This is a genomic window from Allopontixanthobacter sediminis (assembly GCF_009828115.1).
In the GTDB taxonomy this organism is placed as follows: domain Bacteria; phylum Pseudomonadota; class Alphaproteobacteria; order Sphingomonadales; family Sphingomonadaceae; genus Allopontixanthobacter; species Allopontixanthobacter sediminis.
The window spans coordinates 728,651-750,873 of record NZ_WTYL01000001.1; the positions used below are offsets into that span (position 1 = coordinate 728,651).

At 62.2% G+C, this 22,223-nt stretch carries 19 protein-coding genes; 10 read left to right on the plus strand and 9 right to left on the minus strand.

The window, feature by feature from the left end; all coding sequences use genetic code 11:
* Positions 1–109: 109 nt before the first annotated feature.
* The 4 genes from GRI65_RS03700 to GRI65_RS03715 are packed head-to-tail and all read right to left on the minus strand — an operon-like array spanning position 110 to position 5,191.
* On the minus strand, positions 110–1,189 hold the full coding sequence (locus GRI65_RS03700) for an LLM class flavin-dependent oxidoreductase (protein ID WP_160755152.1): 1,080 nt from the start codon (positions 1,187–1,189) through the stop codon (positions 110–112).
* Positions 1,186–2,091: an aldo/keto reductase gene (locus GRI65_RS03705; protein ID WP_160755153.1), complete on the minus strand. Its 906-nt coding sequence runs from the start codon at positions 2,089–2,091 to the stop codon at positions 1,186–1,188. Before GRI65_RS03705 ends, GRI65_RS03700 begins: the two co-directional genes overlap by 4 nt.
* Complete coding sequence (locus GRI65_RS03710) at positions 2,088–3,134, minus strand: LacI family DNA-binding transcriptional regulator (RefSeq protein ID WP_160755154.1); 1,047 nt, start codon at positions 3,132–3,134, stop codon at positions 2,088–2,090. The genes GRI65_RS03705 and GRI65_RS03710 overlap by 4 nt, the downstream gene beginning before the upstream one ends.
* Positions 3,131–5,191 (minus strand): alpha-glucosidase, encoded by a 2,061-nt coding sequence (locus tag GRI65_RS03715; RefSeq protein ID WP_160755155.1) that lies wholly within the window; start codon positions 5,189–5,191, stop codon positions 3,131–3,133. Before GRI65_RS03715 ends, GRI65_RS03710 begins: the two co-directional genes overlap by 4 nt.
* A gap of 174 nt (positions 5,192–5,365) precedes the next feature.
* Here GRI65_RS03715 and GRI65_RS03720 point away from each other — a divergent pair, with 174 nt between their 5' ends.
* The 4 genes from GRI65_RS03720 (at position 5,366) to GRI65_RS03735 (ending at position 10,051) form a co-directional block, all read left to right on the plus strand.
* A complete protein-coding gene (locus GRI65_RS03720; RefSeq protein ID WP_160755156.1) occupies positions 5,366–7,684 on the plus strand; it encodes a TonB-dependent receptor in 2,319 nt (772 codons plus the stop codon).
* Positions 7,685–7,819: 135 nt separating this feature from the next.
* Positions 7,820–8,374 (plus strand): NADPH-dependent FMN reductase, encoded by a 555-nt coding sequence (locus GRI65_RS03725; protein WP_160755157.1) that lies wholly within the window; start codon positions 7,820–7,822, stop codon positions 8,372–8,374.
* The gene (locus GRI65_RS03730; RefSeq protein ID WP_160755158.1) at positions 8,371–8,970 is read left to right on the plus strand and encodes a 3,4-dihydroxy-2-butanone-4-phosphate synthase; all 600 of its coding nucleotides are present in this window, start codon (positions 8,371–8,373) and stop codon (positions 8,968–8,970) included. Before GRI65_RS03725 ends, GRI65_RS03730 begins: the two co-directional genes overlap by 4 nt.
* Complete coding sequence (locus GRI65_RS03735; RefSeq protein WP_160755159.1) at positions 8,963–10,051, plus strand: YeiH family protein; 1,089 nt, start codon at positions 8,963–8,965, stop codon at positions 10,049–10,051. The genes GRI65_RS03730 and GRI65_RS03735 overlap by 8 nt, the downstream gene beginning before the upstream one ends.
* On the opposite strand, the gene GRI65_RS03740 is transcribed toward GRI65_RS03735, so the two are convergent.
* From GRI65_RS03740 to hppD, 3 genes are all read right to left on the minus strand, one after another.
* On the minus strand, positions 10,048–10,917 hold the full coding sequence (locus tag GRI65_RS03740; protein WP_160755160.1) for a mechanosensitive ion channel family protein: 870 nt from the start codon (positions 10,915–10,917) through the stop codon (positions 10,048–10,050). The genes GRI65_RS03735 and GRI65_RS03740 overlap by 4 nt on opposite strands.
* A gap of 88 nt (positions 10,918–11,005) precedes the next feature.
* Entirely contained in the window at positions 11,006–11,548 is a 543-nt protein-coding gene (locus GRI65_RS03745; RefSeq protein ID WP_160755595.1) for a VOC family protein, read from the minus strand.
* A 35-nt stretch (positions 11,549–11,583) separates the two neighbouring features.
* Positions 11,584–12,690: a 4-hydroxyphenylpyruvate dioxygenase gene (gene hppD, locus GRI65_RS03750; protein WP_160755161.1), complete on the minus strand. Its 1,107-nt coding sequence runs from the start codon at positions 12,688–12,690 to the stop codon at positions 11,584–11,586.
* A 141-nt stretch (positions 12,691–12,831) separates the two neighbouring features.
* Here hppD and GRI65_RS03755 point away from each other — a divergent pair, with 141 nt between their 5' ends.
* From GRI65_RS03755 to GRI65_RS03775, 5 genes are all read left to right on the plus strand, one after another.
* Positions 12,832–13,149, plus strand: a complete 318-nt coding sequence (locus GRI65_RS03755) for an FtsB family cell division protein (protein WP_160755162.1) — start codon at positions 12,832–12,834, stop codon at positions 13,147–13,149.
* Positions 13,150–13,329: 180 nt separating this feature from the next.
* Positions 13,330–14,475 (plus strand): pyruvate dehydrogenase (acetyl-transferring) E1 component subunit alpha, encoded by a 1,146-nt coding sequence (gene pdhA, locus GRI65_RS03760; RefSeq protein WP_160755163.1) that lies wholly within the window; start codon positions 13,330–13,332, stop codon positions 14,473–14,475.
* On the plus strand, positions 14,475–15,878 hold the full coding sequence (locus GRI65_RS03765; protein WP_160755164.1) for a pyruvate dehydrogenase complex E1 component subunit beta: 1,404 nt from the start codon (positions 14,475–14,477) through the stop codon (positions 15,876–15,878). The genes pdhA and GRI65_RS03765 overlap by 1 nt, the downstream gene beginning before the upstream one ends.
* A 48-nt stretch (positions 15,879–15,926) precedes the next feature.
* Positions 15,927–16,586 carry a squalene/phytoene synthase family protein gene (locus GRI65_RS03770; protein WP_160755165.1) on the plus strand — a complete coding sequence of 220 codons (660 nt, stop codon included), beginning with the start codon at positions 15,927–15,929 and terminating at the stop codon, positions 16,584–16,586.
* A gap of 34 nt (positions 16,587–16,620) precedes the next feature.
* Complete coding sequence (locus tag GRI65_RS03775; protein ID WP_160755166.1) at positions 16,621–17,079, plus strand: EF-hand domain-containing protein; 459 nt, start codon at positions 16,621–16,623, stop codon at positions 17,077–17,079.
* Here the strand turns inward: GRI65_RS03775 and trmFO are convergent.
* Complete coding sequence (gene trmFO, locus GRI65_RS03780; protein WP_160755167.1) at positions 17,076–18,452, minus strand: methylenetetrahydrofolate--tRNA-(uracil(54)-C(5))-methyltransferase (FADH(2)-oxidizing) TrmFO; 1,377 nt, start codon at positions 18,450–18,452, stop codon at positions 17,076–17,078. The two genes, GRI65_RS03775 and trmFO, sit on opposite strands and share 4 nt — an antisense overlap.
* A gap of 193 nt (positions 18,453–18,645) precedes the next feature.
* On the opposite strand from trmFO, the gene GRI65_RS03785 reads away from it, so the two are divergent.
* On the plus strand, positions 18,646–19,320 hold the full coding sequence (locus GRI65_RS03785) for a lysoplasmalogenase family protein (RefSeq protein ID WP_160755168.1): 675 nt from the start codon (positions 18,646–18,648) through the stop codon (positions 19,318–19,320).
* Between the two features lie 27 nt (positions 19,321–19,347).
* On the opposite strand, the gene gyrA is transcribed toward GRI65_RS03785, so the two are convergent.
* Entirely contained in the window at positions 19,348–22,134 is a 2,787-nt protein-coding gene (gyrA, locus tag GRI65_RS03790; protein WP_160755169.1) for a DNA gyrase subunit A, read from the minus strand.
* Positions 22,135–22,223 lie beyond the last annotated feature (89 nt).

The window sequence follows — 22,223 nt, forward strand, 5'->3', positions numbered from 1 at the left end:
CGGCTATCGGCGGGCTGAGCAAAGCGCACGGGATGTTCGCGATGATATCGCGCGTGACGAGGAGAGAGAGTAACTTCCCTTTTGCCGACACGCGGCGTTTACAATTCAGTCAATCCAGTACCAGCGGCCCATGATTTAGATGGGGCAGGACGTGCCGCGCGAACAGGTCGCATTCGGCGGCGTGCGGATAGCCTGACAGGATGAACGCATCCATGCCTTCCGCCTGGTAGGCGCGCAGCTTGGCCAGCACCTGGTCGGGATTGCCGACAATCGCCGCGCCGCAGCCCGACCGTGCACGGCCGATACCGGTCCACAGATTGTCCTCGACGAAACCATCATCGGCCGCTGCCTCGCGCAATTCCGTCTGCCGCCCAACGCCTGCGGTGGCTGCGTCGAGTGACTTGTTGCGGATAGCCGCGCCAGTTTGGTCATCGAGCTTCGAAAGCAGCCGCGCCGCATAGGCCCTCGCTTCGTCCTCGGTCTCGCGCACGATGACATGGGCGCGGTAGCCGAATTTGAGGGTACGTCCATGGTTCGCTGCCCTGCGGGTCAGGTCGCTGACAACTTCGCGAACCTTGTCCATCGTGTCCGGCCACATCAGGTAGACATCGGCGGCCTCGGCGGCGGCTTCGCGGGCCGCGGGGCTGAGGCCGCCGAAATAGAGCGGCGGACATTTGCCCGACAGCGTCGTCATGCGTGGTGGGTCGAGTTCTAGGTCGTAGAATTCACCGTGATGGGACAGGTGCTCGCCGTTCAGCATGGTCTTGAGGATTTTCATCACCTCGACCGTGCGGGCATAACGCGGCTCGCTGTCCAGTTGCTGCCCCGGCAAGTCGGAAGAGATAATGTTGACGGTCAGCCGGCCGCCCAAAATCCGGTCGAGCGTGGCGATCCGCCGCGCCAGCTGCGGCGGCCAGTCCTCGCCGATGCGCACCGCCATCAGCAGCCGCATGCGCTGAAGATACGGCGCGATTGCGGCGGCGAAGACGGTGGTGTCGAGTCCCAATTGGTAGCCGGACGGAAGCAGGATGTTGTCGAACCCGCCCTTTTCAGCGGTCAGCGCGATGTTGCGGCAGTGCTCCCAGCTCGATTGGAGCATCGGGTCGGGCTGTCCGAGAAATTCGTAGTCGTCGTCGCACAAGGCCGAGAACCAGCTGACTTCGCAGGGTTTGTCTACAAAATTGGTCATGGCAAATTCTCCCCGCGCGAGGCGACCAGAACGTCGTACCAATCGTTCCTCGTCCATGTGATGTCATAGGCCGCTGCCGCTTCAGCGATGCGGCCGGGGTTCTGGGTTCCGACAATCGGGATGATCCCGGCGGGATGCGCCATCAGCCAGCTGTAGGCGGCAGCGGTGCGGGTTGCGCCCTGCGCCTCGGCCACCGTGTCGAGCGCGGCGGCGACCGCGTGTTCCCGAGCGCTGCCTGGATCGGCAATCCGCCCACCGCCGAGCGGCGACCATGCCATCACCGTCAGATTATGCTGCATCGCCATGTCGAGTTCGCCGTTCTCGACCGGGGCGAGGCATAGCGGCGAGATTTCGGGTTGGGTGCTCGCCAGCGGCAAGTCGAGGAAGCTTTGCAGAGCCTTGATCTGGGGGAGGGTATAGTTCGAAACACCCAGCGCGCGGACCTTGCCCGCCTTGACGGCGCGGTGCAGCGTCTCGGCGAGTTCGTGCGGATGGGTCAGGATGTCGGGCCGGTGAACCTGCCATAAATCCAGCACATCCGTGCCGAGCCGGGCGAGCGAAGCATCGATGGCCGCGGTCAAATAACCCGCGCTGCTGTCATAGGGCCGCGGGGGAATGATCCCGCCTTTGGACGCCAGCACCATCTTGCCGCGGAGTGAAGGGTTCGCGCTAAGGATACGGCCCAACAGCGTTTCCGCATCGCCGAAACCGTCAGTACCGTTGAAACCGTAGATATCGGCCGTGTCGAAGAAATTGATCCCGCTGTCGAGCGCCGCCTCGATCAGACGCAGGCCTTCATCGGGTGTACCAGCGAACCGCCACATGCCCCATGCAAGGCCGGAAACTTCGATACCGCTCTTGCCCAACGGGCGCAGGCGCGGCGGGGAGGGCAGGTTGGTCATGATACTGGTCGATCCGTTCTGGTGTCTGCGGCAGTCGTGCCGGGAATGAGAGAAGCTACCGAATCGCGCTCGATCAGCTCGTGCTGCAAGCGGAGGTGGACCAGGGTCTGCCCGGTCAGCAGCAGTTCGGTGGCCGTCCGGGCGAGTTCGAACGTGGGTTGGCGGATGGTGGTCAGCGGCGGCCAGACCATCCGGGCGAGCGTGGTATCGTCAAACCCGGCAACCGACAGGTCGCGCGGCAAATCGAGCCCCGCCTGATGCGCCGCGGCCTGCACGCCTGCCGCCATGTCGTCGTTACTGGCGAAGATGGCGGTCGGCTTGTCCGCGAGCGACAGGAACATCTGGCAAGCCGCGAACCCGCTTTCGAAATCGAATTCCCCGTCGGCGATCCATTGCGGATCGAAGGGCAATCCGGCCCGGTCGAGCGCGCGGCGATACCCGAACAGGCGCTCGTCGGACGCCATGTGGTTCGGGTGGCCCTTGATGAACGCGATCCGCCGATGGCCGAGGTTGATCAAGTGGGTAGTCATGTCGTCCGCCGCCTGCGCGTCGTCCATGAAAACGGACGACGTCATTGCATGGTTGGTACCGGGAGAAATGCGGACGAAGGGTATGCCGAGCTGCTCCAGCGTGCGCAGTACCGGGTCACAATCGGTGACGGGCGACGACAGGATGATCCCGTCGACATGGGTTTCGCTAACCAGCCCGCGCACCTGATCGCCGACTTCCGGGTCCGCGACATCGACCGGTTGCCCGAGCAGCCGGACACCCGCCTCGTGGCAGCGCTGCCAGCAACCGGACTGGATCTGGTCGATGTAATAGGGGCTGTGATTATCGTAGATCAGCGCGATCTGGGCGGAGTTGATCCCGGCCAGTATTCGCGCGGCGACGCTGGGCCGGAAATCCAGCTGCTTGATCGCATCGTCAACCTTCTTGCGCATCGCGTCGCTGACATAGGGATGGTTGTTGAGCACGCGGCTGACTGTCTTGACCGAAACCCCGGCCAGGCTGGCGACATCGCGGATATTGCTACGCTGGCTCATGGCAAAGGTCCTTCGGGCGATATGGATCCGCGCTTGTGCACGAGCGCGGCGAAGATCTCGGCGAACGCGCTGTCGGCGCGCATGAAAACCGGCGGCGAACCGAGCGGAGCGGCGACACCATGCCGGCCGCCGGCCAGGCGCTCGCCGGACCAGAGGTTGACCCAATCGCCGCTGTCCTGCGGTATCAGCACGGTGCGTTCGCGCGCACCTTCCTCCAAAACCGGCGCGACCAGCAGGTCGGGCCCGAGTAGGTATTGATCCTGGCAATCGGCAAATTCCACCTGGTCGGCGTAGTGCAGAAACATCGGGCGTTGCAAGGGCAGCCCGCTCCGCGCTGCTTCGGCGATCAGGTGCCGCATGTAGGGGGCCAACCCGGCATGGACGCGGCTCATCGCGGCGAAGTGCGCGAGGATTTCCGGCGTCGAATCCACTTGCAGATTGTCGTCCGGGCGGTTGCCTTCGTGGCTGCGCATCACCGGAGTGAACGCGGACAGCTCGGCCCAGCGCATCAGCAATTCCGCCGTCCGCACCAGCCCGTGCAGAGAGGTGTAGCCGCCAAGATCGGAATGGCTCGCAGAGTTGCCGAGCAGCCCGGACGAGAGTGCCGCGACGATGGTCGTGCCGATCCCGTCATGGCGGGAGAAATCGACGCATTGATCGCCCGCCCACAGCAGCGGGCAATACGCCTGCACTCCGGTAAATCCGGCCCGCATGAAGAAGGTCGCGTCGCCCGTCTTGCCGCGGGAGGCAATCGCGCGCGCGTTCACTTCCGCCCACAGGACCGGCCAGAGATTGTGGGCCAGCATCGGGTCGCTGCCGTCATGCAGGCGTAGGTCGGTCGGCAAATATTCTCCGAAATCCGCCATCCAGCCCGAAAGACCGAAATCGAGCATCTCCCGCCCGATTATCCGGTCCGCGAACCATTCGGCGGCCAGCGGGTTGGTAAAATCAACAATGCCGCAGTCGAATTCTCCGAAATCGACGATGTAGGGCGCGTCCACTTCGGATTGGAGCGCGAGGTAGCCGAGCTCCGCAGCCTCGGCATACTGGCCACCATCAACCGCCAGATAGGGGTTAACGTAGCCCAGGAAGCGGATGCCTTCGCGGTTCAGGCTCTCGATTTGGTTCGGCAAGTCTGGATAGCGGTCGCTGCGCCAGCGCCAGTCCCAGAACAACCGGCGCCCGAAAGACGTTTCGCGCACTCCGACCCAGTCCTCGCACCACAAGGCGGAGACGGCGGCGCCGGCAGCGCGTATTTTCTCGAGCCGCGTAAGGCTTTGTTCGCCGTTCTTGAGGCCGACAATTGCGCCTTCGACGACCCATTCTGGCAACGGGGCAGCGCGCCCGAAACGATCGGACAATGCGCCCACCAAAGATGGTAGACTGTCTGCGAAGAAAAACTCCAGTTTCGCGCGGCCTTCCCAGACTTCGATCCGGTGACGCGCGGGGTTGCTGAAATCGAGCGCCGACCACGCCGTGCTGTCGAGATGGCAGGCGTAGAGGGCGGACGAGATATAGGTCGGCTGCGGATAGTTGGTGGTCCAGAAATCGCCCCCGGCCATTCCCTCCTCGTCCATGATCCGGGTGAGTTCGCGGGCCTTGTCTCGTCCTACACCCGGTTCGCTGGTCCACATCGGATAGCGGCGGCCATTGAGGCGAAGGTAGCTCATCTGCTCGCCTCCGCCCCAGATCGATTCATCAGTCGCTGCGCAAATCTCGAGCGCGAGGCGGTTGCACGATGGATCGTTGGTGGTGATCTCGAGCGCGAACCCGCTTGCTGTTTGGAGAATCTCAAGTTCGACGTCGGGCGATGTGTCCGGTCGGCCCCCTAACGAGACGCGGGTTGTTGAAACTTCGATTGCGTTCCCGACGGGGAGGGGGGTGTAGTGATCGTCGATCCGAAAATTGCCGCGGTGCATTTCGACGGTCGGCTCGCCCATTCCACAAGTGACCGCTCGGGCGGGATCGCCAACGACGGTTTGGCGATGTGCCAGCAGGGCGCGGCCCGACCACATCAGGTCAAATCCCCCCTCGACTGCCACAAACCTCGCGTTCACCAACCCGCCCTTTCGAAGCTGTAATCCGATGGCAACAGCTAGCACCGGATGACCGCCTGACTATATGACACCGCTTGACAGATCAATCGCCATATAACACCAAACAGGTAGGTTTAGACCTGAAAGGCTTAAGCGCGGCGAATCGTGCAGGGCCGACCACCGGGGAGGAATATCATGCTTCAGATAAATGCGTTCGGGCGCACATCGGCCCGCTTGATGCTAGGTGCGAGTGTTACCGCTGTGGCTTTCGGCGGGGCAGCACCTGCCTTGGCGCAAGTTGAAGAAATCGTCGTAACCGCTCAGAAAGTCGAAGAAAACATTCAGGACGTGCCGATCGCGATAACCGCAATTTCGGGCGACCGGCTTGCCGAAACCGGCACAATCAGCCTTGAGAACATAGGCGATCTGGTGCCTTCCGTAACTTTCCGCAAGGGCACCACCAGCGCCAACAGCGCGATCATCATGCGCGGTGTCGGCACCATCACCTTCTCGGTCGCGGCCGAACCCAGTGTGTCCACCGTTGTCGATGGTGTGGTCCTGAGCCGTTCGGGTCAGGCGTTCTCCGACCTGCTGGACATCGACCGGCTGGAAATACTGCGCGGACCGCAGGGCACGCTGTTTGGCAAGAACGCCTCCGCCGGCTTGGTAAGCATCATCTCCAAGGGCGGCACAGAGACGCTCCAAGCTGATCTGCGCGCCGAGTATTACGAGGGTGACGAATACCGCGTTCGCGGCTCGGTCTCCGGCCCGCTTTCCGAAGACTGGTCGGCCCGCATGACCGGCTTCTACGGCAGCTATGACGGCAATATCCGCAACATTTTCTTCGATGAAGACGTCAACGGTTACGAACATTACGGTGCCCGCGGGATCGTCGATTACGAGGGTAACACCGCGCGCCTTCGGCTGATCGCCGATTACTTCCGCGCCGATGACGATTGCTGCGCCGATGTTACCGGCGTCTCGCGCGGCGCGGTACTGGATGCCGAACTCGGCTTCCCTGTAGCGCTTGGTACCGACCAACGAACGGTCAATCACAATCTGATCACCGAGACCAGAGACAAGCAGTGGAGCCTGACCAGCAATCTCGACCTCGACGTGTTCGACACGCACACGCTGAGCGTGATCCTGGGTTACCGGAACTGGAAGAATACAGAGATCCGCGAAGGAGACTTCCTTCCGCGCGCAGTCGTCGGCACCGCAGAGCTGCACGACACCGGCTTTGTCGAAACAGGCCAGTATTCCGCTGAAGTCCGGCTGGCTTCGGACCAGACCGCAGCGTTCTTCTATCAAGTCGGTGCGTTCTATTGGCATTCCGACAACAGGCAGGATTTCACCCGCGAGGACATCGTCTGCGCAACCTCGACCCTGCCGGTTGCGCCGAGCGGTGCGACGCCGTGCAACCTCAACGATCCGGTCAACACCACCTATCCGACCGCTACGTCGGCGAGTGATGTGAACAGCACCAACTACGCCTTGTTCGGCCAGGCGACCTATCGCTTCACCGATCAGTTCAGCCTGACGGGCGGCCTCCGTTGGACACGTGACGAGTTGGAATACGTCCATACGCGCGCACCCGGCGTCAACGCGGCGACCGGCTTGCCGTTGTCAGGTCCCGGCGTATCGGGCAGCCCGGCGGGCGGAACCATCGCCAGCGGAGGAAACGGGACCAACACGTCGGCCGGCAGCAGCACCAACAACAACATCTCCGGCAAGGCCTCGGTCCAGTTCGAGCCGACCGAGGATCTGTTGCTCTACGCCAGCTATACGCGCGGATACAAAGGTCCGGCCTTCAACGTGTTCTTCAACCACACCGCACCGAACAACGCCGTACCGATTGACGAGGAAATCTCGGATGCGTTCGAGATTGGTCTGAAATCGCAATTCTGGGACCGCCGGATCCAGGTCAACACGGCTATCTACCAGGCGACCTATGACGGGTTCCAGGCCAACAACTTCATCCTGCTGAACGGCACGACAATCACCAACCTGACCAATGCCGGGACGGTACGGACCAAGGGCGTCGAAATCGATACCATCGTGGCGCCGGTCGAAGGGCTGACCTTCCGCGGCAGCGTCGCCTATGCCGATGCAAAGGTGCGAGAATTCAATCCCAATCCGGTGACCGGTGATCCGGATGCCCGTAACGGCACCCGTCTGCCGCTGGCTCCCAAATGGAGCTGGAACATCGGCGCGGATTACGAAACGGAAGTTTCGGACGCGTTCAAGGTCTATGCCTCGACAATCTATTCGTACACCGGCAGCCAGTTTTCAGACCTTGGCGCAGCGCCGGGTGCGGGTCTGGAAAGCTATGGCATCTGGAACGCCAGTCTGGGCGTCGGAACAGCCGACGATCTGTACCGGTTGACGCTCCACGCCCGCAACATCACCGATAAAAGCTACGCCTTGCTCAATGTCGGCGCTGGCCAGCGTTACCAGATCCCGCGCGATGCGGATCGCTACTTCGGGGTGACGCTCAGCGCCAAGATCCGCTGATCGCTCGCCAGTTATGGTAAAAGGGGGCGCTTACCCTGAGGAAAGCGCCCCCGCCGGGTTGCCACTGGAGCGCAGGGGCGGCACACGAGATGAGCGTGCCGTTCGTCAAAACCTGGAGAAGAAAGTGATCCGTCCATGACCAGCATCGTAGCCTTGGGCGGAACACCGCGGCCCGGTTCCTCGACCGAGAAGGTCCTCGCGATCGCCTGCCGCGCAGCGGAAGCAGCGGGTGCCAGCATCACCCATTTCGACGGCGCCTATATGAGCTCGCTGCCGTTCTACGGCGGTCCCGGCCACAGCAAGGAAGCAGGCCAGGAAATGGTCGCTGCCCTGCGTGAAGCGGACGGGGTGCTGATCGCGTCGCCTGGCTATCACGGCAGTATTTCGGGACTGGTCAAGAACGCGCTCGATTATATCGAGGATTTGTCGACCGACGTGCGGCCCTATCTTCATGGCCGTCCGGTTGGCCTGATTGCGACGTCGTTCGGCCACCAAGCCGCGATGAGCACGCTGCTGACCCTGCGCACGATCACCCACGCCCTGCGCGGCTGGCCGACCCCGGTTGGCGCGGCGATCCGGACTACACCGGAAACCTTCGACGAGCACGGCGGGATCCTGGATGCCGGGGCGCGGATCCAGCTTGAACTTGTCGGCCAGCAGGTTTCCGGAGCAATGGGGAGGCTGACGTGAGCAGCGGGACGGAGCTTGCCGCAATCGGCGAGCATCTGGCCGCTGGCGGGATCGTCATCCTGTCGGGCGATGCCCTTCGCGAAGGCGATCTCGACTTCGCCATGGCGGCAAGCCGCGTCACGGCGGATGCGATCAATTTCATGGCCCGCCACGGCCGGGGGCTGATCTGTCTCGGGCTTAGCCGCGAACGCGCTTCGGAACTGGGAATTACGCCGCAGAACCGTGGAACAACAGCGGACAGCGGACGGCCCTTCGGGGTTTCGATCGAAGCGAAGCACGGGGTGGATACCGGTATCTCCGCCCATGACCGCGCCCATACGATCGCAGTTGCAATGGCGAGTGACGCGCGCGCGGGTGACATGGTCAGTCCGGGCCATGTATTCCCGCTGATTGCAGATCCTGGAGGTGTCGAGGCCCGCATGTCCACGCTGGAGGCGGGTACCGCGTTGTGCCGCCAATTCGGTCTGGGCGAGGGCATCGTACTGTGCGCCATCCTGCGGTCCGACGGCACGATGGCGCGGGTGGAAGACATGGCCGAATTCGCCGAAACGCACGCGACTCCGATTGTGGACATTACGGCGCTGGTTGGTGGCTGACCGGAAGCGCCGCTCCGCGTCCAACGCAGCATCCCCGCTAGGCGCCGACCTCTACGGCGAAATCTGGCTTGCCGAAGAACTGTCGGACGCGGTGCCAAGGCGGTGGGCCGATTACTTCCCCGGCGTCGCCATCGTCGCGATTGCCGCCGCGGCCGCCAGTTTCATGTCGGAACATTACGGGCTACCGGTGATCCTGGCCGGCCTGTTGATCGGTCTGGCGCTCAATTTCGTTTCTGCGGACGACCGGGTGAAGCCGGGCTTCGATGTTTGCAGCACCAGTTTCCTACGGTGGGGTATTGTCCTGCTGGGTACGCAGATCACGGTGATGCAGATCACCGATCTTGGATTGCTGCCGTTTGCCGCCCTTGTTTCGATCATGGCGCTCGTGATTTTCGCCGGTGTGGCCGCGGGCAAGGCGGTCGGGCAGGACCGCTATGTCGGCTTGCTGGCGGGGGGCGCAACAGCAATCTGCGGAGCCTCCGCGGCGCTGGCGATCTATGCGGTGATTGGGCGCGACCGGCTCGAACAGCACCGATTCACATTCACGCTCGTGGGGATTTCGCTGGCCAGCGCGCTTGCGATGTCGATCTATCCGGTGCTGGCGCAGATGTTCGATTTCACCGACCGGCAGGCCGGGTTCCTGATGGGGGCGGCCATCCACGATGTCGCCCAATCCCTTGGCGGAGGATTCAGCTTCTCGAGCGAGGCGGGCGAAGTGGCGACGATCGTCAAGCTGACCCGCGTCGCACTGCTCGCGCCCGTGGTGGCGCTGATCGGAATTGCGGTCGGGAGTGCCCAGCGCGCAGGAAGCGGCATCCGGGCAAAGCTGCCGTTTCCGTGGTTTATTATCGCGTTCTTCGTGCTGGTCGCGGTCAATTCGGCAGTGACGTTTCCGGAGGTTGTGCGGGATTACGGCCTCGTCGCGTCGAAGGGACTGCTGCTGTTCGCGGTGATCGCAACGGCCATGCGCTCGCGGCTGGAGGAACTGCTGTCCGAAGGCTGGCGCGGCCTTGTGCCGGTGTTTGCAGCAACCCTTGTATCCTTTGCAGTGTCGTTCCTGTTCGCATGGCAGTTTCTTTAATCGCTGCCGCTGGATGAACCCTTGATCGGCACGGGTTCCTTGAACGTGTGGGTCACGTAAGGGAACGGGATTTCGATGCCGGCATCGTCGAAGCCGCGCTTGATCGCGCGGATTACCGCGTCGCGGCTTTCCCACATGTCGCGCGGCTTTGACCCCGCCCACCACCGGACGGTGAAATCGACCGAACTGGAATTGAACTCGCTGGCAAAGATGTCGATGCCTTTCGCCGCGTCGATCCCTTCCACTGCTTCGACCGATTGGCGGATGACGGAGGCAGCATGGTCGAGGTCGGTGTCGTACGATACCCCGGTGACCACGTCATGCCGCCGCTGTGTTTCGTCGGTGAGGATTTCGACCGGGTTTTTGAACAGGATCGAATTGGGAACCAGCGTCACTTCGCCCGACAGTTTGCGGACGTAGGTTTCGCGCAAGGTGATGTGCTCGACCTTACCGGTTATGCCTTCGCATTCGATGATGTCGCCGATGCGCATTTTCTCGCGCAGCATGATCAGCACGCCGGCGAAGAAATTCTCGAAGATATCCTGAAATGCAAAACCGATTGCGACCGCGCCGATACCGAGACCGGCGATCAGACTCGCGGGCGTGAAACCCGGGAGCAGGATCACCATCGCCAGCATCAGTCCGACCAGCCAAATGCCGAGTTTGACGAGGGTTTCGATCAGCGCCCGCAGGCTGGGGCGAAGGCTACTCTTGCCCGTCAGCGCATCGGCGATCCGGATAGCAAACTTGGCAACCAGCCAGGTAATAACGAGGACGACCAGCGCGATCGCCAGATTGGGCAGCGATGCAAAGAAACTCTCGGCCATGCTGTTCAGCTGGCCAACTATGGTATCGACGTAATTCACGCTGTCCGGTCTCCCCGTTTGGCTACGCAACGGGTCCGCGCCGGTTTTGGTTCCGAATTCGGGCCAGCCGAGGCAACGGTATGCAGCGTTATTCGTTCGCGGAATGGAGCCAATCAGCGTGACGCGGAGCCTTCTTGGTTCGGCTCCATTCTTCCAGCATCGGCATCGCGACGCGCTTCAATTCGGCGTATTGTTCAGGCGTTCCGATATCGGCCGCCAGCTCGATCCGGTGGCCATTGGGATCGAAGAAATAGATCGATTTGAAGATGCCGTGATGCGTCGGCCCGAGGACATCGACGCCTTCGCTTTCGATATGCTGCTTGGCGGCGAGCAATTCTTCTTCCGACCCGACCTTGAACGCGAGATGCTGGACCCACACCGGCGTGTTGCCGTCGCGGCCCATGTCAGGCTGGGTCGGAAGTTCGAAAAACGCCAGCACATTGCCGTTCCCCGCATCGAGGAACACATGCATGTAGGGATCGTGTTCACCGGTGGACGGCACAGTGTCTTCCGAAAATGCCGAAGTGTAGTCCATCCCCAGAACCCGGTCGTACCATTCGACCGTTTCCTTGGCATCCTTGCAGCGATAGGCAGCGTGGTGGACGCCGCCGAGTTTGATGGGATGGCTCATTTCGTTCTGCTCACCCATTTTGCTTTGGCTAGATGTCATCGTGCGGTTTCCTTCTCGCCGGTCTTGAGCGCGCCGCGCTTCAGCTGGTCCGCCTCGATCGACTTGAACAGCGCGGTGAAATTGCCTTCGCCGAACCCTTCGTCCTTCTTGCGCTGGATGAATTCGAAAAAGACCGGGCCGATGGTGGTCTGCCCGAATATCTGCAGCAGCAGGCGCGGATCGTTGTTTTCGGTCGAACCATCGAGCAGGATACCGCGGCTGCGCAGTTCCTCGACCGGTTCGCCGTGGCCCGGCAGGCGGTCTTCGAGCATTTCGTAATAGGTCGCAGGCGGGGCGCTGGCGAACGGGGTGCCGAAGGCTTTCAGCTTGTCCCAGGATGCGTAAAGGTTCTCGCTCGACAGGGCGATATGCTGGATGCCTTCGCCGTTATACTGGCGGAGATACTCCTCGATCTGGCCGCCGCCGCCAGCACCTTCCTCGTTCAAGGGAATGCGGATCTTGCCGTCGGGGGCTGTCATCGCTTTCGATGTCAGGCCGGTGTATTCACCCTTGATGTCGAAATAACGGATTTCACGGAAGTTGAAGATGCGCTCATAGAACTTCGCCCAATGCGCCATCCGGCCGCCGTAGACATTGTGCGTAAGGTGATCGATCACCTTCATCCCGGCACCGACCGGCCATTTGTCCGCCCCGTCTTCGTAGATGAAATCGATGTCGTAGATCGACAGGCCTTCGTGATGTTCATCAGCATAGCGGTCGATCAGATAGATCAGTGAATGGCCGATGCCGCGGATCGCCGGGATGCGCAGTTCCATCGGGCCGGTCTGCGTTTCGGCAGGCTCGGCGCCGCGCTCCAGCGCCGCTTCATAGGCGTGGCGAGCGTCGCGAACGCGGAAACCCATGCCGCAGGCCGACGGACCATGTTCTGCAGCGAAGTAGGCCGCGGGGCTCTTCGGTTCGTAATTGGCGATCAGGTTGATCCCACCCTGCCGCCAAAGCTGTACGTCCTTCGAACGGTGGCGAGCGACCATGGCGAAGCCCATCGCTTCGAAAACCGGTTCGAGCATGCCCTTCTCGGGCGCGCTGAATTCAACGAACTCGAAGCCGTCGAGGCCAATGGGATTTTCGAACAGGTCAGCCATGGGATCATCCTAAACTAGTTACAATGGAAACTATATACACCATCACCGGGTGCCGTGTCAAAGCACCACCTTGACCTGTTCCTCGGCTTGCAGTGCAAATAGCACTTGAATACGCCCTTCAACTGTGATTCTAGGGAGTTAATGACACGCCAGTCCCACAAGATCAGTTTGCCGAAGGAAAAGTGGACGCACGGCCTCGCGCTGGCGCTGCTGCTGCTTATCGGCGGACTGGCTATAGCGGGCCCTAGTGGACTGTTGGCGTGGAGCGAAAACCTTCAATTGCTCGAGCAGCGTCAGTCCCACATCGCAAAGCTGCAGCAGGAACATGCCGCGCTGGAAAACCAGGTCGCCCTGCTCAATCCCGAGAACGCGGATGCGGACATGGTCGGCGAACGACTGCGGCGCGATTTCAATGTCGTGCACGAGGACGAACTGGTCCTGATCCTCGACGAGGAATAACCCCCGCAGTGTGTCGGCCGCCAGCATGCCGGCATGCGGGAAACCTTTCCCAGCCTTCGGGATTTCGTATGCATAGGCGTTGCGCCGTTCGCACGGTTGCGCCATAGCTTCCCGCATAATCCAGCGTAGCGGGCTCGCCGCCCGGCAGCGCAAGAACACGTCAGTTTGAGGATCCCAGCATTGGCCAAACCCGCCCCGAAAGCCGCATCAAAGCCCGCTCCGAAGACCGCAGCAAAGCCCGCGCCCAAAGCGGCTTCGAAGCCCGCGGCCAAACCGGCGCGCGGCAAGTCAGTTGAGAGTGATGAGGATTTCGCGCTTCGTAGCCTGCAGATGGCGCATGAGGACAACAAGCGGTTCGACGCGAGCGACGAGCAATTGCTGCACTTCTACGAACAGATGCTGCTCATCCGGCGGTTCGAAGAACGGGCCGGCCAGCTCTACGGTCTCGGCCTGATCGGCGGCTTCTGTCATCTTTACATCGGCCAGGAAGCCGTCGCCGTCGGCCTGCAATCCGCGCTTACCGAAGGGCTCGACAGCGTCATCACTGGCTACCGCGATCATGGCCACATGCTGGCCTATGGGATCGATCCGAATGTGATCATGGCCGAGTTGACCGGCCGCCAGGCGGGAATCTCGAAAGGCAAGGGCGGGTCGATGCATATGTTCTCGACCGAGCACAGATTTTACGGTGGCCACGGCATCGTCGGTGCGCAGGTACCGCTGGGCGGCGGGTTGGCGCTGGCGCACAAATACCGCGAAGACGGCGGGTTGTGCCTCGCCTATTTCGGCGATGGTGCGGCGAACCAAGGTCAGGTTTACGAGACCTTCAACATGGCCGCGCTGTGGAACCTGCCGATCGTGTTCGTGATCGAGAACAACGGCTACGCCATGGGCACTGCGGTCAAGCGCAGCTCTGCCGAAACCGAATTCTACCGCCGCGGCACCGCTTTCCGCATTCCCGGAATGGATGTGAACGGCATGGACGTGCTCGAAGTGCGCGCCGCTGCCGAAATCGCCTTTGCCCATGTGCGCGAAGGGAAGGGGCCGGTGCTGATGGAACTCAACACCTATCGCTATCGCGGCCACTCGATGTCCGATCCCGGGAAGTACCGCACCCGCGAGGAAGTGCAGGACCAGCGCGAACACAACGATCCGATCGAGCGGATCAAGAAAGAGCTCGCCGAACGCGGCAAGACCGAAGACGAGATCAAGGCGATCGACAAGGCCATTCGTGCCCGTGTCGCCGAAGCCGCCGACTTCGCCGAGAACTCACCCGAACCGGATCCAGCCGAACTCTACACCGACGTGCTGGTGGAGTCGTACTGATGGCTGTCGAACTGAAAATGCCCGCGCTTTCCCCGACGATGGAGGAAGGCACACTGGCCAAATGGCTGGTCAAGGAAGGCGACCATGTCGGCCCCGGCGACATCCTGGCGGAAATCGAAACCGACAAGGCGACGATGGAATTCGAAGCCATCGACGAAGGCACTGTAGGCAAGATACTCGTCGAGGAAGGCACCGAAAACGTCGCGGTTGGTACGGTCATTGCCATGCTCTCCGGTGATGACGATGACGATGACGATGATGCGGAGACCGCGGCACCGGCGCCGTCACCTACAGTATCGGACAAGGACGACGAGGCTGGCGAAGGCAAGGGGGCCGGACGCGAACCGAGCGAGGCCGAGATCACCAAGCCGGTGAAAGCCAAGGCCCAGCGCGATCCCGAAGTTCCGCGCGGCACCAATATGGCGACTGTATCGGTACGCGAGGCACTGCGCGACGCGATGGCCGAGGAAATGCGCCGCGACGAACGCGTGTTCGTGATGGGCGAAGAAGTCGCGGAGTACCAGGGCGCCTACAAGGTAACGCAGGGCCTGCTCGCCGAATTCGGCCCCAAGCGCGTCATCGACACTCCGATCACCGAATACGGTTTTGCCGGGATCGGCACCGGCGCAGCGATGGGCGGCCTTCGTCCGATCGTCGAATTCATGACCTTCAATTTCGCGATGCAGGCGATCGACCACATCATCAATTCTGCAGCGAAAACGAACTACATGTCGGGCGGGCAGATGCGCTGTCCGGTGGTGTTCCGCGGGCCGAATGGAGCGGCCAGCCGGGTCGGTGCGCAGCACAGCCAGAACTACGGGCCGTGGTATGCGAGCGTCCCGGGCTTGATCGTGATCGCGCCGTATGATTCCTCCGATGCGAAGGGCCTGATGAAGGCGGCAATCCGCTGCGAGGACCCGGTGGTTTTCCTCGAGAACGAACTGGTTTACGGGCGGTCCTTCGAACTGCCGGAACTGGACGATCACGTGCTGCCGATCGGCAAGGCGCGGATCGTACGCGAAGGCAGCGACGTGACGATCGTGTCCTATTCGATCGGTGTCGGCATGGCGTTGGAAGCAGCCGAAAAGCTCGCCGAGGAAGGGATCGATGCCGAAGTGCTCGACCTGCGCACGCTGCGCCCGCTGGATAAACAGGCGGTTCTCGACAGCCTCGCGAAAACCAACCGCGTGATCGTAGCGGAAGAAGGCTGGCCGACTTGTTCGATCGCCTCGGAAATCATCTCGATTTGCATGGAAGACGGGTTCGACCATCTCGACGCGCCCGTGCTTCGGGTGTGCAATGTCGATGTGCCGCTGCCGTATGCCGCCAATCTGGAGAAGATCGCCTTGCTCAACAGCGGTGCGATTGTCGAAGCGGCGAAGAAGGTCTGCTATCAGGATTGACGCGCGTCTGCGGGTTTCGGGCCTGCGGGTTCCGGAAAGGCGGGCATGATGCTTTTCGACCCCGCCGACCTGCCCGACGCACAGCGCCTTGCGTGGGCTTATGCCAACGCCGCGTCCCGTCCGCCGCTGTCGATCCTGTTCGCGCTGGACCTTCGCCTCGCGGATATCGTTCGTTCGATCCGCGAGCCGTTACTGGCCCAGATGCGGTTGGCGTGGTGGCGCGACGAGCTGGCGAAATCTCCCGAAAGCCGTCCAAAAGGCGAACCGCTGCTGGCCGCGATCGGCGAGGTTTGGGCCGGTGAGGAAAAGGGCTTGCGGGCGCTGGTCGATGGCTGGGAAGAATTACTCGCGGAGCCGCCGCTTCCGGCCGCCACAGCGGACAATTTCGCTGCCGGACGCGCCGCTGCGTTTGCCGCCGCTGCACGGATTGCAGGCGGTGCGGGCGACGATACCGCGGTAACGCTTGCCGCGAAACGGTGGGCGCTGGCCGATCTGGCCTCCAAGACGTCCGACCTTGACGAAAAAGCCGAAGTTGTCGCCACCGGGCTGGAGCTTGGGACGGACCCGGTGCGGCTTTCCCGCGCGATGCGGCCGCTGCTGGTGCTTGACGGTCTTGCCCGCGCTTCGCTCGCGGCCGGCGGCACTCCCCTGATGCAGGGCCGGCGCAACATCCTGGCAGCGATGCGGCTTGGCTTGTTGGGCAGGTAAGCTATGCTGGCCGGGTCGCAGGGGGTTTTAGCGGATGAACCGGATTTTTCTCGGCGCGCTATGTGCGCTGGTGTTGGTGGGCGTGGGCATGTTCTGGTGGCAGGGCAGGGCGGAAGTCGAAGAAGGTGCGCCGCCACCGCTGGCCCTTCCGGCAGAACCGTCCGAGGCGGAAATCCCCGTTTCGGATGCCGGTGACATCACCGGCCCAGCGCCGCCCGAAGCGACCGAACTGACCCGCGAACAGCGCCGCTTCTTCCGCTATGACCAGAACCGGGACCGGATCATTTCCCGCAACGAAATGCTCTCAAGCCCGACCGACGCGTTCCGCAAGCTGGACCAGGATGGCAACAATTTGCTGTCTTTCGAGGAGTGGGCTGTGGCGACCGCGGCCCGCTTCGACGGGGCGGACAGGAATCGCCACCGCGAACTTACTCCGGAAGAATTCGCCACCACCAGGCCCAAACCGGCGGCGAAGCCGGTCTGCCGCTGTTAGGCGGTCACAAGTTCGCTGGCCATCATCCATTCGCCGAAATCGGCTTTTCCGCGCGAAGTATACGCTTCCTTGCGGGACTTCTTGTTCACATCGTGAAGCGGCGGGAACAGGCCGAAATTGATATTCATCGGCTGATAGGTTTCGGCTTCCGCATCGCCCGTAATGTGTGCCAGCAAAGCGCCCATGGCAGCGGTGCGCGGAGGGGCTTGCCACGGCTGTCCGGTGATTTCCGCTGCGGTCATCAGTCCGGTCATGAGGCCAACCGCTGCGCTTTCGACATAACCTTCGCAGCCGGTAATCTGTCCGGCGAAGCGGATATGCGGCGCTTCTTTCAGGCGCAGTTCCCGGTCAAGAACCATCGGTGCGTTGAGGAAGGTATTGCGGTGCAACCCGCCGAGGCGCGCGAATTCCGCGTTCTGCAGGCCGGGAATGGTACGGAACAGTTCCACTTGTGCTGCGTGCTTCAGCTTGGTCTGGAAGCCGACCATGTTCCATAAGGTGCCGAGCTTGTTATCCTGCCGCAACTGGACCACCGCATAGGGCCACCGGCCTTGCGGAAATTCTTCGCAGGCAGTGCGCGGGTCATCCAGGCCGACCGGCTTCATTGGGCCATAACGCAACGTATCGACCCCGCGCGCCGCCATTACTTCGATCGGCATGCAGCCTTCGAAATAGGGGGTGTTCTCCTCCCATTCCTTGAAAGTGGTTTTCTCGCCGTCGATCAGGCCCTGATGAAACGCGAGATATTCTTCGCGGTTCATCGCGCAGTTGATGTAGTCCTTGCCTTCACTATCCGCGTCCCCGCCCGCACTGGGTTTGTCCCACCGCGACTGAAACCAGCAGATATCCATGTCGATGCTGTCGCGATGGACGATCGGCGCGATTGCATCGAAGAAGGCGAGCGCGTCCTGTCCGGTTGCTGCACCGATACTCTGCGCGAGAGAAGCGGCAGTGAGGGGACCCGTCGCGACGATGGTCAGTCCGCTTTCGGGCAGCGCATCGATCCGTTCGCGGATAACAGTGACATTAGGATGCTCGTCGAGCGCGCGCTGGACGGCGGCGGAAAAGATGTCACGGTCCACCGCCAGCGCGGTTCCGGCGGGAACACGGGCAGTCTCCGCCGCGCGCATCACCAGCGAATCCAGCCGGCGCATTTCGTGGTGCAGCAGACCGACGGCGTTCTTTTCGTCATCGTCGGATCGGAACGAATTGGAGCAGACCATTTCCGCCAGTGCATCGGTGTTGTGCGCCGGAGTGGTGCCGCCGCCGCCGCGCATTTCGGACAGGCGCACCTTGAAACCGCGCTGCGCCAATTGCCACGCCGCTTCGCTTCCGGCCAGTCCGCCGCCGATGATGTGGATATCGTGCTTCATCCGTATCAGGTAGGCATTCGTCGGCGATCGGGCAAACCCAATGCGCGGTTTATTTCGGATTTCCTGCCCCTGCGCTCTTCCGGTTAGAGACTGGGCAAGACATTGGCTGTAATGCGCGGTGATTGCGCCGGGCCAGGGCCGCCCGGTTCTTGTCATGGGGCGGTTCTCGCGCCAAGCACGCCCAGGAGGTTCAATGTCCAGACACGCGCTAGTCGAACACCGGCCATTCCTGCTTCTCAGCATCGCCGCGGCCATTGCCTATTATCTGATGGCAGACGGTCCGGTACCCGGGGTGACCCAGATGCTGGTCAAGGGGGCGGGGGTCGGGCTGCTCGCCGTCTATGCGTTGCGGCGCCACGCCGGAACTGATGGACGGCTGCTCGCGCTGGTGATGGGTCTCGCTGCTCTCGGCGATATTGCCATGGAGCTCGATTATACCGTTGGCGGGGCGATCTTCTTCGCCAGCCACTGCGCCGCGATGGTGCTCTACCTGCGTCACCGCCGGGCCGGGATGACACCCAGCCAGACGCTGTTTGCCGCCGCGCTGTTGCTGCTGACACCGCTCATCGCCTGCCTGCTGGTGGCGGGGAATGCCGATGCCCTGCAGATCGCGATCTACGCGCTGGTAGTTGGCGGAATGGCAGGGCTGGCGTGGACGAGCAGCTTTCCGCGCTACCGGGTCGGTCTTGGCGCGGTGCTATTCGTCATTTCGGACCTGCTGATATTCGCGCGCATGGGGGTTTGGTCCGCGAGTCCGGTCCCCGGCCTGCTGGTCTGGCCGACCTATTATATCGGCCAGTTCCTGATCGCGACCGGCGTTATCCAGGCCCTGCGACGGGACCGCGTTAACAATCCGGGCAGAGCCTGACGGAGACCGGCACGAGGCCCCCGGGAATTATTCCGGGGGATCCTCGCCCATGTCCTGATCACGGTCGATTGTGGTTGGCGGAACGGTCTGCTCTGTTTCGCGGCCGATCATTTCCTCGACGATCGCTTCTTCGGCCTCGTTCTCCGGCGCTTCAACTTCGTCGAGGCGGACAGCTCCGACGATTGTCTCGCCCTTCGCCACGTCGAACAGCCTAACGCCCGCGCTGGCCCGCCCGATGACCCGCAACGTGTGAAGCCCGATGCGGATGAGCTTGGCCTGGTCGGTCACCAGCATCAACTGGTCGGCCTTGGTCGCGGTGAAGCTGGCGACGACCGGACCGTTGCGGGCGATGTTGTCGATATTGGTGATGCCCATGCCGCCGCGGCCTGCCTTGCGGTATTCGTAGGCGGACGACAATTTGCCATAGCCGTTGGCGCAGACCGTCAGGATGAACTGCTCTGCCTCGGCCATCTGCGCGTGTTCGGGCGAAAGTTCGGGCGCGTTCTCGTCCGCTTTCCACGGCGCGACCCGCAGGTAGGCGTCGCGTTCTTCGGGGGTGGCGGATCCGGCATGCAGGATGGATAGGGAGACGACCTCGTCATCTTTCTCCTTGAACTTCATGCCGCGCACGCCGGTGGAAGTGCGGCTGACGAATTCGCGAACATCTTCCCCGCTGAACCGGATGGCCTTGCCCATCTTGGTGGCCAGCAGCACGTCGTCGCCCGCTTCGAGAAGGGCCACGCCGATCAGCTTGTCGACGCTTGCATCGTCGAAGCGCATGGCGAATTTGCCGTTGCTCGGAATGTTGGCGAAGCTGTCCATGCTGTTGCGGCGAACGTTACCCTGCGCTGTCGCGAACACCACCGTGAGCGCCCCCCAGGTCGTTTCGTCTTCAGGCAGGGGCAGCACGGTACGGATCGTTTCGCCCTCTGCCAGCGCCGGCAGCAAATTGACGATCGGACGGCCGCGCGTGGTCGGGCCGCCTTCGGGCAGTTTCCAGACCTTCAATCGGTAAACCTTGCCCGCAGTCGAGAAGAACAGCACCGGGTTGTGGGTGCTGGTGACGAACATTTCGCTCACCGCATCCTCATCCTTGGTCGCCATCCCGGCGCGGCCCTTGCCGCCGCGATGCTGCGCGCGGAAAGCGGACAGAGGGGTGCGCTTGATATAACCGTCAAGCGTTACGGTAACGACCATTTCGTCGCGCGCGATCAGGTCTTCATCGTCGAGACCGTCCCATGCCGGAGCGATTTCCGCGACCCGAGGGGTGGCGAAATTATCGCGGATTTCCTGCAGTTCCTCACGCATGATCTGGTACAATTTTACGCGGTCGGCGAGAATCTCGAGATATCCGGCGATCGCATCGGACAGGAGTTTCAATTCGTCGCCGATCTCGTCACGGCCCAGTGCGGTCAGGCGGTGGAGGCGCAGTTCGAGAATGGCGCGGACCTGCCGTTCGGACAGGCGGTAGGTGCCGCCAGTCTGGTCGGCATCGGGTTCGATCGCCTCGATCAACTGGATGTATTGCGCGATCTCGCCAATGGGCCATTCCCGCGCGCTCAACTTCGTGCGCGCTTCGACCGGGTTGGACGATCCTCGGATGATCGCGACAACTTCGTCGAGGTTGGACACCGCCACGACCAGGCCAAGCAAGATGTGCGCCCGTTCGCGCGCCTTGTTGAGTTCGAACTTGGTCCGGCGGGTGATCACTTCTTCGCGGAAGGTGATGAACGCCTGGATGAAGTCCCGCAGCATCAGCGTTTCGGGACGACCGCCCCGGATGGCGAGCATGTTGGCGGGGAAGCTGGACTGGGCCGGGGTATGCCGCCAGATCTGGTTCAGCACCACCTCGGCGGTAGCATCGCGCTTGAGGTCGATCACTACCCGCACGCCCATACGGCTCGATTCGTCGCGGATATCGGAAACGCCTTCGATCCGCTTGTCCTTGGCAGCTTCAGCAAGTTTTTCGACCAGCCCGGACTTGCCGACCTGATACGGGATAGAGGTGAGCACGATCGATTCGCGGTCGCCGCGCTTGGTCTCGATCTCGTGCCGACAGCGCTGCAGGATCGAACCATGGCCCGTGGTATAGGCAGCCCGCGCCCCGGCATTTCCGAGAATCAACGGCGCGGTCGGGAAATCCGGACCCGGAATGATCTCGAACAATTCTTCCGAGGTGATCCCGGGATTGTCCATATAGGCGAAACAGCCGTCAATCACTTCGCCCAGGTTATGCGGCGGGATATTGGTCGCCATGCCGACCGCGATACCGCCGGCGCCGTTGACGAGCAGGTTGGGGAAGCGGGCCGGAAGGACTGTCGGTTCCGAACGCGAGCCATCGTAGTTCTCGACGAAATCGACGGTATCCTTGTCGAGATCGTCCAGCAGGCTGTTCGCGACTTTCGCCAGTCGCGCTTCGGTGTAACGCATGGAGGCCGGCATATCCGGATCCATCGAACCGAAGTTACCCTGTCCGTCGACCAACGGCACCCGCATCGACCAATGCTGCGTCATCCGGACCAGTGCCATGTAGATCGCGCTGTCGCCGTGAGGGTGATAATTGCCCATGACGTCGCCGACGATCTTCGCGCTCTTGCGATAGGGACGTCCGGCTACAAATCCGCCTTCGTCGCTGGCGAACAGGATACGGCGGTGAACCGGCTTCAACCCGTCGCGCACATCTGGCAATGCGCGGCTGACGATCACGCTCATCGCGTAATCGAGATAGCTGGTCTTCATTTCATCGACGATGTCGATCCGGGCGTATTCGCCTGCGGGAACCGGCGGGGTGAGAGTTTCAGTATCGTCGCTCAAGGGGACTCTTTTCGTTATGGGCCCGCCCCGATCGCATCCTCGTATCAGGCGAGGGTGAGAGGGCTATGTGGGCGGTGTATTTCGCGTGT